General features: G+C 61.4%; 12 protein-coding genes. 4 read left to right on the top strand and 8 right to left on the bottom strand.

Annotated features, from left to right (window positions below):
- Positions 1 to 65: 65 nt before the first annotated feature.
- Entirely contained in the window at positions 66 to 359 is a 294-nt protein-coding gene (locus FHT86_RS18265) for a hypothetical protein (protein ID WP_133708242.1), read from the bottom strand.
- A gap of 27 nt (positions 360 to 386) precedes the next feature.
- Positions 387 to 3044 carry a DNA mismatch repair protein MutS gene (gene mutS / locus FHT86_RS18260; protein WP_210297726.1) on the bottom strand — a complete coding sequence of 886 codons (2658 nt, stop codon included), beginning with the start codon at positions 3042 to 3044 and terminating at the stop codon, positions 387 to 389.
- 197 nt (positions 3045 to 3241) lie between these two features.
- Here mutS and FHT86_RS18255 point away from each other — a divergent pair, with 197 nt between their 5' ends.
- Together FHT86_RS18255 and FHT86_RS18250 are read left to right on the top strand one after the other, a co-directional pair.
- The gene (locus FHT86_RS18255) at positions 3242 to 5527 is read left to right on the top strand and encodes an NADP-dependent malic enzyme (protein WP_133708240.1); all 2286 of its coding nucleotides are present in this window, start codon (positions 3242 to 3244) and stop codon (positions 5525 to 5527) included.
- Between the two features lie 79 nt (positions 5528 to 5606).
- The gene (locus tag FHT86_RS18250; RefSeq protein ID WP_133708239.1) at positions 5607 to 7016 is read left to right on the top strand and encodes an adenylate/guanylate cyclase domain-containing protein; all 1410 of its coding nucleotides are present in this window, start codon (positions 5607 to 5609) and stop codon (positions 7014 to 7016) included.
- Positions 7017 to 7052: 36 nt separating this feature from the next.
- Here the strand turns inward: FHT86_RS18250 and FHT86_RS18245 are convergent, their stop codons facing one another.
- The 5 genes from FHT86_RS18245 to FHT86_RS18225 form a co-directional block, all read right to left on the bottom strand.
- Positions 7053 to 7931, bottom strand: coding sequence for a GNAT family N-acetyltransferase (locus FHT86_RS18245; protein WP_133708238.1), 879 nt, complete (start codon positions 7929 to 7931; stop codon positions 7053 to 7055).
- Positions 7932 to 8165: 234 nt separating this feature from the next.
- Positions 8166 to 10457 carry an ATP-binding protein gene (locus FHT86_RS18240; RefSeq protein WP_133708237.1) on the bottom strand — a complete coding sequence of 764 codons (2292 nt, stop codon included), beginning with the start codon at positions 10455 to 10457 and terminating at the stop codon, positions 8166 to 8168.
- Between the two features lie 55 nt (positions 10458 to 10512).
- A complete protein-coding gene (gene lspA, locus FHT86_RS18235) occupies positions 10513 to 11016 on the bottom strand; it encodes a signal peptidase II (RefSeq protein WP_183868858.1) in 504 nt (167 codons plus the stop codon).
- An 11-nt stretch (positions 11017 to 11027) separates the two neighbouring features.
- Positions 11028 to 11888, bottom strand: a complete 861-nt coding sequence (locus FHT86_RS18230) for an RNA methyltransferase (protein ID WP_133708235.1) — start codon at positions 11886 to 11888, stop codon at positions 11028 to 11030.
- Positions 11885 to 13039, bottom strand: coding sequence for a class I SAM-dependent methyltransferase (locus tag FHT86_RS18225; protein ID WP_409527607.1), 1155 nt, complete (start codon positions 13037 to 13039; stop codon positions 11885 to 11887). Before FHT86_RS18225 ends, FHT86_RS18230 begins: the two co-directional genes overlap by 4 nt.
- A 114-nt stretch (positions 13040 to 13153) precedes the next feature.
- Here FHT86_RS18225 and FHT86_RS18220 point away from each other — a divergent pair, with 114 nt between their 5' ends.
- Together FHT86_RS18220 and FHT86_RS18215 are read left to right on the top strand one after the other, a co-directional pair.
- A complete protein-coding gene (locus FHT86_RS18220; protein ID WP_133708233.1) occupies positions 13154 to 13606 on the top strand; it encodes an SRPBCC family protein in 453 nt (150 codons plus the stop codon).
- 34 nt (positions 13607 to 13640) lie between these two features.
- Complete coding sequence (locus FHT86_RS18215) at positions 13641 to 14090, top strand: GNAT family N-acetyltransferase (protein WP_133708232.1); 450 nt, start codon at positions 13641 to 13643, stop codon at positions 14088 to 14090.
- A gap of 99 nt (positions 14091 to 14189) precedes the next feature.
- Here FHT86_RS18215 and FHT86_RS18210 read toward each other — a convergent pair whose 3' ends face one another.
- Positions 14190 to 14522 carry a LapA family protein gene (locus FHT86_RS18210; protein WP_133708231.1) on the bottom strand — a complete coding sequence of 111 codons (333 nt, stop codon included), beginning with the start codon at positions 14520 to 14522 and terminating at the stop codon, positions 14190 to 14192.
- Positions 14523 to 14543: the final 21 nt, after the last annotated feature.

Below are 14543 nucleotides of genomic sequence, written 5' to 3'. Positions count from 1 at the left end.
TTCGGGAGTTCTATCGGGTCAAAGTTGACGAAGAATAACGGCTGTTGATGCAGAAATCGGCAGTTTTAGGGCTGCGGCACCTCAAGCGACCGTCTGAGTTCGTTTATGCTATATAATATGTTTCGCGATTGGGCGCCGATCTGCATCAACATTTCGCGTTCACATTCCCAATACCCGGCCTTGGCGATGTTTGAACTGATGTCGGAAATCCGGCTGCAGGACAGGGCGATGTTGAGGAGCCCGCGATCGGATTCGCAATCCGGCGCATCGCCCTCGCCGCAGATCTTGCCACGGGCGGCGATCGGAGAAAAACGCTCGGCAAGAATGCGGACCTCGGCGAGAAGATGTTCGATATGCATCGGATTATCCTTGGAAATCGCCTGTTGTCAGCCGGCCTTGTTGAGGGTCTTCTTCAGTTCGTAAAGTGCGTCGAGGGCTGCGCGCGGCGTCAGATCGTCAAGATCGAGCGCCTTTAGGACCTCCTCGACCTTGGACGGCCCACGCCGGCCTGCTGCTTCCTCTCGGCGGACCGCGACCTGGAAGAGTGGCAGGTCGTCGATCAATTGGCTCGCGGGATTTTTGCGATCGGCATCTTCCAGACGCGTCAGAACGTCGCGGGCGCGCGCTACCACCGAAGCCGGCAGTCCGGCGAGCCGCGCCACTTGGATGCCATAGGAACGGTCGGCCGCACCCGGTCCGACCTCGTGCAGGAAGATCACGTCGCCGTCCCACTCCTTGACGCGCATCGTGGCGTTCGAAAGGCGGCCGAGCTTTTCCGACAGCACAGTCAACTCGTGAAAATGGGTAGCGAAGAGACCGCGGCATCTATTGGCCTCGTGCAAATGCTCGACGGCCGCCCAGGCGATGGAGAGACCATCGAAAGTCGCAGTACCGCGGCCGATTTCATCGAGAATGACCAGCGATCGCTCGGTCGCCTGATTGAGGATCGCCGCCGTCTCGACCATCTCGACCATGAAGGTGGAGCGACCACGTGCCAGATCGTCCGAAGCACCGACGCGGGAGAATAACCGATCGACAATGCCGATGTAAGCGGAGGTAGCCGGCACGAAGGAACCCATTTGGGCGAGGATGGCGATCAGGGCGTTCTGGCGCAGGAAGGTCGATTTACCGCCCATGTTCGGGCCGGTCAGCAGCCAGATCGCGCCATCCTTGCCACCCGCCGTCGGCGACAAGTCGCAATTATTGGCGACGAAGGGGCCGCCCGCCTGCCGGCGCAATGCCTGCTCGACCACAGGATGGCGGCCACCACCGATCGCAAACATCCGGCTATCGTCGATCACCGGCCGGCAATAGCCCTGTTCCTCGGCAAGCAATGCCAGCCCGGCCGCGACATCGATCACCGATAGCGCGCGGGCACCGGCCTTGATCGCTTCGGCCTCGGCGACAACGGCTGCGACCATGCGGTCGAAGGCTTCCAGCTCGATCGCGAGCGCCTTATCCGCGGCGTTGGCGATGCGGCTTTCGAGATCGGCAAGCTCGGTCGTGGTAAAGCGCATGGCGTTTGCCATGGTCTGGCGGTGGATAAAGCGCGCCTTGGCTTCGGCAGTATCCGTCATCGGACCGGCATTGCCGGCCGTGACCTCGATGAAATAGCCGAGCACATTGTTGTGCTTGATCTTCAGCGATTTGATGCCGGTTTCCTCGGCATATTGCAGTTGCAATCCGGCAATGACCCGACGCGACTGGTCGCGCAGCGCACGGACCTCGTCCAGCTCGGCATTCGCCCCTTGCCGCAGGAACCCGCCATCGCGTTTTAACAGCGGCAATTCATCGGAGAGCATACCGGCAAGCAGCGCTTCGAGACCGGCGGGCAAGGCGCGGAGCCCGGCAAGTGCGGCACCTAATTCCTCGGGCAGCAATGCGCCGCCGAGCAGATCGGCAACGCCGGCGGCCGCCCCGAGTCCCTGGCGGATCGCCCAGAGATCGCGCGGGCCACCGCGGTCGAGCGCCAGGCGCGACAGCGCACGCGGCATATCCGGCACATGTTTCAGCGCCGTCCGCAGATCGTTGCAGAGCGAAGGCTCGTCGGCGAGGAAGCCGATCGAATCCAGCCGCTCGTTGATGCGCGCCGGATCGGTGAGCGGCGACATCAGGCGCTCTGCAAGCAAACGCGCACCGCCTCCCGTCACAGTGCGGTCGATCGCCTTCAAGAGCGAACCGTTGCGGTCGCCGGAAAGCGTACGTACCAGTTCGAGGTTACCGCGGGTGGCGGGATCGATAAACAGTGTCGATGCGCTGCTTTCGCGCTCCGGCAGCCCGAGCGGCGGCCGCTCGGAGATCTGGGTCTTCTCGACATAGGCGACGGCAGCCGCCGCAGCGGCAAGTTCGGCGCGGGTGAAAGAGCCGAAACCGTCCAGCGTCGAGACGCCGAAATATCTGGTGATGCGGCCCTCGGCACTGGCGCTGTCGAACAGGACGGCCGGCTGCGGCACCGCGGTGCGACCGAGTACGTCGAAAACCGGCTTCAGCTCCTGATCGTGGAACATCGTATCCGGCAGGATCAGCTCACGCGGATCGATGCGCAGGATATCGGCGAGCAGCCGCGAGGCTTCCGTCTCCGCCAATCGGAAAACGCCGGTCGAAATATCGATCCAGGCGAGCGCCAGTTGCGGCTCGGTGCCGCCGCGAATGCGGGCGAGCGCCATCAGATAGTTGGATTCCGAGGGCGACAGCAGCTTTTCCTCGGTGATCGTGCCCGGCGTCACCAGGCGCACGACGTCGCGCCGGACCACCGACTTGCCGCCGCGCTTCTTCGCCTCCGCCGGGTCCTCCACCTGTTCGCAGACAGCAACACGAAAACCCAGCGAAATCAGCTTCTGCAGATAGTCGTCGGCGGCGTGCACCGGCACGCCGCACATCGGAATATCCTGGCCCATGTGCTGGCCGCGCTTGGTGAGCGTGATGCCGAGCGCGCGTGACGCGTCGACGGCATCCTCGAAGAACAGCTCGTAGAAATCGCCCATGCGATAGAACAGCAGCGAACCGGGATTGTTCGCCTTGATCTCGATATACTGCTCCATCATCGGCGTGGCCGAAGCGCGGCTTTCCTCCGAGGCAAGCTCGGCGGCCGAGAAAGCATCGATGCTGGCAATTATTCGTTCGTTCACGGAGGTGCAGTTTTTCCCAAAAAATGAGGTGCCACCCTATCCGTGCGCCGCTATAGAAGACAACAGCAATCGGGCAAGAGGGACCGGTCGCCCACAGGAGGTTTGGAGGACATATGCCTGACACCAACAGCACGTCGCGTCCGGGAACGGGGATCACCGATCAGGAAGCGCTCGACTTCCACAAGCAGGGCCGCCCCGGCAAGCTCGAAATCAATCCGACCAAACCGATGGCGACGCAGCGCGATCTTTCGCTTGCCTATTCGCCCGGCGTCGCCGTTCCCGTAAAGGCGATCGCCGCCGATCCGGCGACGGCCTATGATTATACCTCCCGCGGCAACATGGTGGCGGTCATCTCCAACGGCACGGCCATTCTCGGCCTCGGCAATCTGGGTGCACTGGCCTCCAAGCCGGTCATGGAAGGTAAGGCCGTTCTCTTCAAGCGCTTTGCCGACGTCGATTCGATCGATCTCGAGATCGACACCGAAAACGTCGACGAGTTCATCAACTGCGTCCGCTATCTCGGCCCTTCTTTCGGCGGTATCAATCTCGAGGACATCAAGGCGCCCGACTGTTTCATTATCGAGCAGCGCCTGCGCGAGCTGATGGATATCCCCGTCTTCCACGACGACCAGCACGGCACCGCGATCATCGCCGCCGCCGGCCTGATCAACGCACTGGAATTGACCGGCCGTGACCTCAAGACAACGAAGCTTGTCTGCAACGGCGCAGGTGCTGCGGCAATCGCCTGCGTCGAACTGATCAAGGCGATGGGTTTCAACCCTGACAACATCGTGCTCTGCGACACCAAGGGCGTGATCTACCAGGGCCGCAGCGAAGGCATGAACCAGTGGAAATCGGCGCATGCGGTGAAAACCGACAGCCGTACGCTGGAAGATGCGATGAAGGGCGCCGACGTGGTTTTCGGCCTGTCGCAGAAGGATGCCTTTTCCGCCGAGATGATCCGCTCCATGGCCGACAAGCCGATCATCTTCGCCATGGCCAATCCCGATCCGGAAATCACGCCGGAGGAAGTCGCCCGCATCCGCGACGACGCCATCATGGCGACAGGGCGTTCCGACTATCCGAACCAGGTCAACAACGTCCTCGGCTTCCCCTATATCTTCCGGGGCGCGCTGGATGTGCGCGCTTCGACGATCAACGATGAAATGAAGATCGCTGCCGTCAAGGCCTTGGCGAGCCTGGCGCGCGAAGACGTGCCGGACGATGTGGTTGCCGCCTATCAGGGCGCGAGGCCGCGTTTCGGGGCGCAATACATCATCCCCGTGCCCTTCGATCCGCGCCTGATTTCGGCGATCCCGGTTGCCGTTGCGCAAGCGGCGATCGAAAGCGGCGTTGCTCGCCGCGCGATGCCCGACATGGCTGCCTATGCCCGCGAACTCTCTGCCCGGCGTGACCCGATCGCCTCGACACTGGCACAGCTTTACGAACGCGTGCGCCGGCATCCAAAGCGCATCGTCTTCGCCGAGGCCGAGGAAGAGCAGGTCATGCGCGCCGCTTTGTCCTATGCCAACCAGGGGCTCGGCACCGCCGTCCTGCTCGGCCGCGAGGACCTGATCCACGCCACCGCCGAGCGCGCCGGGATCGACCTCAACCGGCAGGGCCTCGAGATCGTCAATGCCCGCATTTCCAGGCGGGTGGACGCTTATATCGATTATCTCTATGCCCGGCTGCAGCGCAAAGGCTACCTGCACCGCGACGTGACACGGCTGATCCACAACGACCGCAACCACTTCGCCGCCTGCATGGTGGCGCTTGGCGATGCCGACGGCATGGTGACGGGAGTGACGCGCAACTATTCGACCGCGCTCGACGACGTGCGCCGCTGCATCGACGCCAAGCCGGGGCACCGCGTCATCGGCGTGTCGCTGGTGCTTGCCCGCGGCCGCACCGTCTTTGTCGCCGACACTGCCGTCCATGACATGCCGACGGCGCAGGAACTCGCCGATATCGCCGAGGAGGCCGCCGGCTTCGCACGGCGCATGGGTTACGAGCCACGCGTCGCCATGCTCGCCTATTCCACCTTCGGCCACCCCTCAGGCGAACGCTCCGAACGGGTACGCGAGGCGGTGAACATCCTCGATAAGCGCTATGTCGATTTCGAATTCGACGGCGAAATGGCCGCCGATGTGGCGCTGAACCGCAAGATCATCGAGAGCCAATATCCGTTCTCCCGCCTCTCCGGTCCTGCCAACGTGCTGGTGATGCCGGCCTTCCATTCGGCCTCGATCTCCACAAAGATGCTGCAAGAACTCGGCGGCTCCACCGTCATCGGCCCACTTCTCGTCGGCCTCGACAAGCCGGTGCAGATCACCTCGATGGGGGCAAAAGATTCCGACATCGTCAATATGGCGGCAATTGCCGCCTATGGAGCCGGATAGCAACCGATAACCTGCATAGTTGGGCCGGCGGCCGGAGAAAGGCGATGGCTGCCGGGCCAATTCCGTGTAAAATGCACAGATGAGTGAAGCTCAATCCCTATTCGGAGTGCTGCGCCATTCAGTGCGGCCAGATATTGTCGACGCCATTGAGCGGCTCGTTCTTGAGGCACCCGACCGCAAGCTCAACCGCGTGAATGCGCTTGCCTTCGCAACCGACCACGGCTTCGATGAAGAGCAGGCTATCAACGCGTTCCTGCATGCATCTCGCCTCGGCCTCTTCGACATATCTTGGAACGTTCTTTGCCCCGGTTGCGGTGGGGTGCTAGACGCCAATACCTCACTGAAGACCGTTCAGGGCGACAGTTACAGTTGCGCGCTTTGCGCTGCCGGCTACGAGCCGACCCTCGACGAGATGGTCGAGGTCACATTCACCGTCAGCCCGCGCATACGCCACATCGAGGCTCACAATCCCCACGAATTGCCACCCCTCGAATACTTTCGTCAGATCTATTGGGGCTCGGGCGTCGATCTTCCCAATGAGGGTTACGAGGCGACGGTCGACCAATTCATTCTGGAGGCGCTGGAATTGCCTGCCGGAGAAAAAGCTGTCGTCTCGCTTCAGTTGCCGGCTGAATACGTCATCATCTTCGAACCAGTGACGCACGCGGCGCAATTCCTGGACGTAAAAGGCGAACCGTCCAAGGAACGGCAGACCATCTCGCTGGTGTTCGATCGCATGCAGCGGCATCGGGACCCCATCACCTTGCGACCCGGCCCCCTGCGCATTCTGATGGAAAATCACGCAGAGATCCGCACACTGCCATCAATCTGTTTGGCCAACGACGTACTTCATGACCTGCTGGGCCAACGACGTCCATTCCTGACCGCCAAGCGACTGCTTTCGAATCAAACCTTCCGCGACATCCACCGCACGGACACAATCGACGTGGACCAACGGCTGAAGATCACGAGCCTCACCTTTCTGTTCACCGATTTGCGCGGTTCGACGGCGTTGTATGAAAGGGTCGGGGACCTTGCCGCTTTCGATCTGGTCAAAACCCATTTCAGCATCCTGCAGGAGATCGTCGGTGGGGAGGCAGGTGCTGTCGTGAAAACCATCGGCGATGCAGTCATGGCCACGTTTCCAACCCCGGACCGGGCATTGGTCGCGGCAATGCGGATGCGCGAAGCAATGCTCAGCTTCAACAAGGAGCGCGGCAACGACGATCTTCTTCTAAAGATCGGCATCCACGAGGGACCGTGCATTGCGGTCAGTCTGAACGAGCGGCAGGACTACTTTGGTCAGACGGTGAACATCGCTTCTCGCGTGCAACATCTCGCCAACTCACGCGAGATATTCGCCACCGGCTCCGTGCTCGACAATCCTCGCGCCACCGAATTGCTGACGACACATGGTTTGAAGCCGATGTCCCATCACGTCTCGCTTCGCGGCATTACGGATGAGATCGATATTTTTGCGATTCCCTGAGGATGGCAGCTGCCAAACCAGACCGGCTTGAGTCAGTCAGCTCGCGAACCGACCAGCATCCGCGCCGTAGTAATTCACGTAGCGGTCCGAAATGCTGGCGATCGGCAGGACGATCAAGACGTCCGTCGTGTTGAAGGCATGATCGACGACCGCGGTGGAGCCGACCATGGCGCCGAGGCGCAGATAACCCTTGATCAGCGGCGGCAGCGCCATCAGCGCCTTCTTGGAATTGACCGCTTCGACCGGCATCAGGTCCATGGTGCGGGCGAGCGACGGCAGCGCGCTGACGGCCCATTCGTCCTTGGCAATGACGTTGTGGTAGAGGAAGGACAAAGCCAGTGCGTGCTGCTCCGGACGGATGCCGGGGAAGGAGGCGCAACCGAACATGGCGTTCATGCCGTGCTTTAGCGAATAGGCCCAATTGCCCTGCCACAGCAGTTCGACCGTACGTTTGTTGCGGTATTCCGGCAGCACGCAGGAGCGGCCGAGTTCCATGAAGCGCTTGTCAGGGTGACGGACGAGTAGAGCGTCGATGTCGAATTCCGAAGAAGAGTAGAAACCGCCATTCGCCATCGCCACATCCTGACGCAGCAAGCGATAGGTGCCGACGATCTGATCTTCCGAATCACCTTCCAACGAGCGATCGAGCACCAGCAGATGATCGCAAATCGAATCCCAGCTATCGATATCGCGCTGGCGGCGCATTGCGTCGGCCGGTAGTTGGGCGTTCATCTCCTCGACAAAAACGCGGTAGCGGACGGCCTGAGCCGCATCGATCTCCCGCGCCGTGCGAGCGAGGCGCGTTTCTAGATTTCCGATGCGTCCGAGCACATCGCTGGCAACCGGCGCAACCGTTGCCTTTGAAGACTGAACCATTTCGCCCTGAGCTTCGCGATTCAAAATTTCGATGGACATGGCGATTCTCCCCCCGACGGGTTGATATAGCGCCATAAAGCAAATTCGTGCGACAGGAAAGTGACATGGTGCGTTGCGAAAAGCAAGAACCGTGCCTGTTTCAAGCTTCAATTCAGGACGAAGTCCTTGAGTTCCAGGGGGTACTCTTAGAAGGTACAGATCGGCTTTCAGACATGACCGCCATCGGGCGAATAAAAGGCGAGAGGCGGTGATTCGAAGGGCCGATTATTCGCCCTAGGCACGTTCGAGAGCCTGCCGCGACAGGCCTTGTACCTCGGCAATCAGGCGGTCGGGGTCGACCGGCTTGACGATGACCGCATCGGCTCCCGCCAGCAGGGCCTGACGGCGGATGGCGTCGCGGCTGTCGGCGGTCAACACGATCACAGGCAGGGGCGAAAGGCCGTACCGGCGCTCCAGCGCCCTCAGTTGTGCGAGCATCGCAGCGCCGTCACCGCCTGGCATGGTGAGATCGGTGACGACGACGTCCGGGCGGTTCTCGCTATTTTCGGCGCGGGCGAGCAGGCCGCCGAAATCCTCGACGAGCCGAACCCTGTGGCCGGCTTTGGCGAGCATGGCGCGCACCAGCATAGCGTTGACCGGATCATCTTCGCCGAGCAGGACGTTGAGAGCGATATCCGTCGCTTCCGTTGTCATAAGACCGAACCCATGTGGGCTGTCGCTCAGCACATCGCGCTTCTCCATGCCCTGCATCCGGCCGCTCATCACATCGATCAGCGATTGTTCGCGCAGCGGGCGGATCAGCCAGGCATCGAAAAGATCGAGCGGATGCGTGTTGCGCTCCTCCGGATTGACCAGAAAGATCTTGCGCAGGCCGGGAGCGGCAAGTTCGCTCCCTTCCCGGAAATACCACGGCGCCATGCGATGATCGACGATGAGATCCGTCAGCGGCCCATCCTTGCCATGGGGCGCGGCGTGTACCAGGTTTTCCACGTCGTCGGGACCGATCAAGCGGCATTGACCGCCAAGCGTGCGGATGGTCTCGGCAATTGCGGTGCTTGCCGCCCCCTCTGGTGCCAGCAGCAGGACGCGGGAACCTTTGAGCAGGTCACTGCGCCTGCCATGTTCGTTTTCTCGGGCGACGACGGAAACCGGAAAGCGGATGGTGAATTCGCTGCCGTTGCCCCACTCGCTGGCGACGCTCAATGCGCCGCCAAACTCCCGCAGGATGCGAGCGGAGATTGCCAGCCCCAGGCCCGTGCCGGCGCTTCTGTCGAGCATGTTGCCGGCCTGTTCGAACTCGCCGAAGATCCGCGCCTGCTCCTCCTCGGTCATTCCCGGGCCGCTATCCCGGACCGAAATCACCAGATCATCGCCATCAAGGCCGCCGCGGATCAGGACACCGCCGGTCTGTGTAAACTTCACGGCATTGCCGATGACGTTGAACAATACCTGGCGCAACCGGGCGGGATCGAATTCCATTGTCTCGGGAACGTCGGCCGCGACAGTCGCGGCGATCTCGATGCCTTTTTCATGGGCGCGATGGGCAAGCATCTCGACAACGCCTTCCAGCAACGGCCGCAGATGTTCGGTGCGCGGGCGAAGCTGGAAGCGCCCGACTTCGATCGTCGAGAAATCCAACAAATCTTCGACCAACTGAACGAGCGCATTGCCGGACTGGCGAATGCCGGTCAGGTAGTTGGCTTGCTCCAGCGTCAGCGGCGTCTGGGCAAGCAGATGGTTCATGCCGAGAATTCCCGACAGCGGCGTGCGGATCTCATGGCTGACGGTGGCGAGCAGCCGCGATTTGGCGGCGCTGTTATATTCTGCCTTCAGCCGCGCCTCTTCGCGAAGGCGCGCGGCCTGCCGCTCCTCGGTCACGTCGCGGGCGACGCTCTGGATCATCAGTTGTCCGGTGACAGGATCGCGGAACATGACATCGTGCCAGGCGAAGATACGCGGGCCTTCCGGCGCGGAAATCTCGGCATCCTGACGCTGAGGGGCTGTCGCCGTGCGGAAGACAAGACCTGCCTCCTCCAGCGTCAGACCTTCCGGGTTCGACTTTCCGGTCAGTTTGCGGAAAGTGGCATTGGCATGGATGATGCGGCGTTCGATGTCGCGCGTTACGGTGATATCGCCAAGCGCATCATGGATGGTGGCAAGCAGGCTGGTGCTTTCGTTGCTCTCCCATAGACGATCATGCTCGTGTTCGCTGAGGCTCAGTGCATCCGCCAAAATCTTGCGGGCAGCATTCCGCCTGCGGAAGACACCGGCGACGACGATCGTCAGCGCTATCAGGCCCAGCAGCGCAGCAAGCGCCAGCGGGCCACCCGCATAGCCGACCGACATGAGCGCTACGCCGGCGATCAAGCCGCCGCCATTCAGCCAATGGCGTTGCAGCCATTGAGGAAGCGCGGATTGCGACGTATCCCTTATATTAGCCGGCGAAATCTCGATGGGATTAGTGGTTATGGGGCGCGCGTCGTTGACCGGCCGTTCGCGTGGCTCGGTGTAGTCGTCGGCAATGGCGGCGACAAGCTTTTCCTGCAGATTTGCCAGAGTGCTCATGTAGTCTTGCTAACATGCGCACTCTTCCCGATGCCTTCAGGGATTCGTTAGAATTTTACGATTTCGCCTTTTTTGGCAGAAGCAGCTCGTCCAGAATGACGCAACCCGCTCCGACAGTGATGAAACTGTCGGCGAGATTGAAGACGGCGAACGACCAGGTCTCGGTATGGAAGAGGATGTAGTCGATCACATGACCATAGAGGAACCGGTCGATCAGGTTGCCTAGCGCACCGGCGATGATCAACGCAAAGCCCAGATGGGCAAGCCAGCGGTGATTGGGCGTCCTCCGCCAGAGCCAGAGCACGAAGACGACGATGACGAGCCGCATGCCGACAATGAACCAGCCGTCCATGCCCGACAGCATCGAGAAGGCGACGCCAAGATTATAGGTCCGGTAGAGCGCCAGCATCGGAATGACCGGCACCATCTCCTGCAAAGGCAGCCAGTTGTCGACCATGACCTTGACGGCCTGGTCGAGAACGACGGCGACCACAATGAAAATCAGGATCGGCAAGGGCCGGGAAAACAGAGCGGGTTTTGCGGGCGCCTGTTCGTTCATCTCGCTGTCGGTCATCGCGTCTCGCTGAGGGTCAAAAGATGGCGGCGGGCTTCGAACAGCATCACCGCCGTTGCCACCGCCAGATTGAGGCTGTCGGCGCGGCCGGCCTGCGGGATGCGGGCAAGCGCATCGGCCTCCTTCGCCAGGGCATCCGGCAAGCCGGACTGTTCATTGCCCATCAGTAGCACGACGGGCTTCTTCTTGTAATCGATCGTCCGGTAATCAACGGCGCCTGCCAGGTGGGTGGCGACAACCGATACGCCCGCCGTCCTCTTCCACGCCAGGAACTCCTCTGGCGTCGCCTTGACGACGGGGACGGCGAAGACCGAGCCCATGGTTGCCCGGACGGTTTCCAGCGAGAACGGGTCTGTCGTCTCGCCAACCAGGATGACACCCGAGGCACCGGCTGCATCGGAGGTCCGGATGATGGTGCCAAGATTGCCGGGGTCACGCACGCGATCGAGCGCCACCCAGGTCTCGCCGGACTTCGGCTTGACGTCCCGGAGTTGCCTCCAGCGCTGGTCAAAAATGCCGACCACCATCTGCGGATTGTCGCGGCGGGTGATCGAGGCGATGACCTTTTCGCTGACTTCGAGCACCAGCCCACCGGCTGCAACGGTCTTGGCGGCCACCTGCTCGACCAGCGGCTTGCCCTTGGCGGCCTTGGCGTAGACCAGCGTGCGGATGATCCAGCCGAGCTCCAAGGCGTCGATAACCAGTTTCAAGCCTTCGGCCAGAAAAGCACCGCTCTCCTCGCGCGACTTCTTATTGGTCAGCGCCTTGATGTCCTTGATGATCGGATTGGCAAGCGAGGTGACCTCCTTGACATGTCCGACCTTGCGGGGGCCGTCATTACGGAAATCCTGGTTCATTTCGGCACCCATCGGCTGAACAGGGATGTGGAGAGCGCCCGGCCCGGCGTTTTGCCGTCAAGGCCCGCCTCGCGGATGACCAGCTCGCCGGATTCGACGACACCACCGGCACCGCACATGGTTTCGCGCATCAGCTCATGGATCGAATAGAAGCTGGCGCGGATGGAATAGGCTGTTAGCACCAGACCAAGCGCCTTGGGGGACAGGATCTCGCGGCAGATGTCGAGCATCGACGGCAGATGTTCGAAGAGATGCCAGACCTCGCCATTCGGGCCGCGGCCGAATTTCGGCGGATCAGTCAAGATGATGTCGTATTTGCTGCCGCGCCGTTCCTCACGCAGGATGAATTTCATCGCGTCTTCGCAGATCCAGCGGATCGGCAGTTTTTCCATGCGGCCAAGCGCCTGGTTCTCCCGCGCCCAGCCGATCGCCTTCTTCGAGGCGTCGACATGGGTGACTTCCGCGCCGGCGGCTGCGGCGACCAGCGACGCGACACCGGTATAGCCGAAGAGGTTCAGCACCTTCATCGGCCGGTTCGCGGCTTCGACCTGCTCTTTCATCCAGGCCCAGTGGACAATCTGCTCCGGGAATACGCCGACATGGCGAAAGGCGGTAAAGCGGCCGAGAAAATCGACGCCGAGCAATTGCAGCGGCCAGGTCTCGCCAAGCGCTTCGCGCGGAAACCGCCAGCGCCCCATGCCGTCCTCATCGGTATCGCCGGTGAAGATCGCATCGGCATTGTCCCAGACATGGGTGGCGAGCGAGGGCTGCCACAGCGCCTGAGCCTCCGGCCGGACGATGCGATAGGAGCCGTATTGCTCGAGCTTCAACCCGTTACCGCTGTCGATCAGGTGAAAATCCCCGGCGCCCAGCGATTCGAGGATGACGGGCACCCGCTCCACCGGGCGCTCGCCGCTTCGCACGATCAGCGGGCGTTCGGGCGCTACAGAAACAGATGCCGCAGCCCGCGGCTCCGCCGTCCGCTCGCCGCGATCACGCACAGCCGATGCAGACCTCACGCCGGCATCACGTGCGGGCTTTGCCGATGGCTTGCCGGTCTTGATAGGCGCGTCACGCCGGGCATCCCTTTGGGGCTTTGTGCCGGGGCTGCCTGCGGCTTTCTGGCCGGGCCGGCGTTCCTTCTGTTTCACCATGCTTGTCTCAAAATTGATATGTGCGTGCAAATAGCATCTGGCCGCCACTTGGCAAAGCGCTTTCCGATCTGCGATTATCCCCGGACAAAAGCCAGATCGGGAGGATTGCGCATGGACATGACCGGCGAAGAACGAATTGCCGCGCCGAGGGATGTAGTGTGGGCCGCGCTGAACGACCCTGATATTCTCAAGCAGTGCATTCCCGGCTGTCAGAGCCTGGAAAAGATTTCGCCGACCGAACTGACTGCAACTGTGAAATTGAAGATCGGCCCGGTCTCCGCCTCGTTCAACGGCGAAGTGACGCTCTCCAACATCAATGCGCCCGAGAGCTATACGATCTCCGGTGAAGGAAAGGGCGGCATTGCCGGCTTTGCCAAGGGCGGGGCCGATGTCACCCTGAAAGAGGAAGGCGGCGAAACGATCCTGCATTACGAGGCCAAGGCCCAGGTCGGCGGCAAGATCGCCCAACTCGGCTCGCGGTTGGTCGATTCCAGCGCCAAGAAACTGGCGCAGCAGTTCTTTGCCGATTTCACCGCGGCCATCAATGGCCAAGCCACCGCTTGATTGCGATCGTCACCCGACGCCCCAAAGACCGCTCATGACGTCAAAATCAGATCTTTGGACCATCCGGCCGGCATGCGAGCGGGATATGGAAATACTTGCTGAGATCTATCTCTGCGTGCGCCGTATGACGTTTCTCTGGGTCGATCCCGGCAAATTCCATATCGAGGATTTCGTCGGTCACACACAGGGCGAGCGCATCTTCGTCTGCGAGGGCGAGCGCGGGACAATCGCCGGGTTCATGGCGCTGTGGGAGCCGGATGATTTCATCCATATGCTCTATATCCTACCTGAATTTCAGGGCCGCGGCGCCGGCAAGGCGCTGCTCGCCGCGCTGCCGGAGTGGCCCAAGCGGCGCTACCGCCTGAAGTGCCTGGTGAAGAACACGCGCGCCATGGCTTTTTACCACGCCCTCGGTTTCGAGATTTTTGGTGACGGTTCATCGCCGGAGGGCGATTACAAGGACATGCGGCTCAGCGGCGACTAGAGCATCCCGCTTTCAGGTTACCGGAAAGCGGATAAGATGCTCTAGATTCAAAAAGCTAGAGCGACCTTTGTGCGTTCAAATGAACGCACGGCGCTCTAGTCACTTTGACGGAAGCTGGCCGGCAATCTGCTCGGCGCGGCTACGATGCTTGTCGGCTTCCGTCTGCCAGCGCACAGCTTCACGTGACTGGCTGCGGGCGCGCTTGCGGTGTTTACCCTGGTTGAACCATGTGACTGCCGCGCCGACCACCATGCCGACGATCAGTGCGACAAACAGAAGGACGAAAAGCGGCGCGTTCAGCGACAGCACCTGATCCTCGGGCCGGAACGGATTGAGCGCAAGCGTGACCGACTGCCGGTTGGCGACGCAAAAGATGATTAGGATAACGCCGAGCGGCAGCAATATCAGCAGGTTGATGATCTTCTTGGCCATTGCCCACGCTCCTCTGTCTCG

Origin of the sequence: Rhizobium sp. BK313, assembly GCF_014193655.1 — a bacterium.
In the GTDB taxonomy this organism is placed as follows: domain Bacteria; phylum Pseudomonadota; class Alphaproteobacteria; order Rhizobiales; family Rhizobiaceae; genus Rhizobium.
Note: the sequence above shows the minus strand (reverse complement) of the source record. Positions and strands in the feature narration are given on the sequence as shown.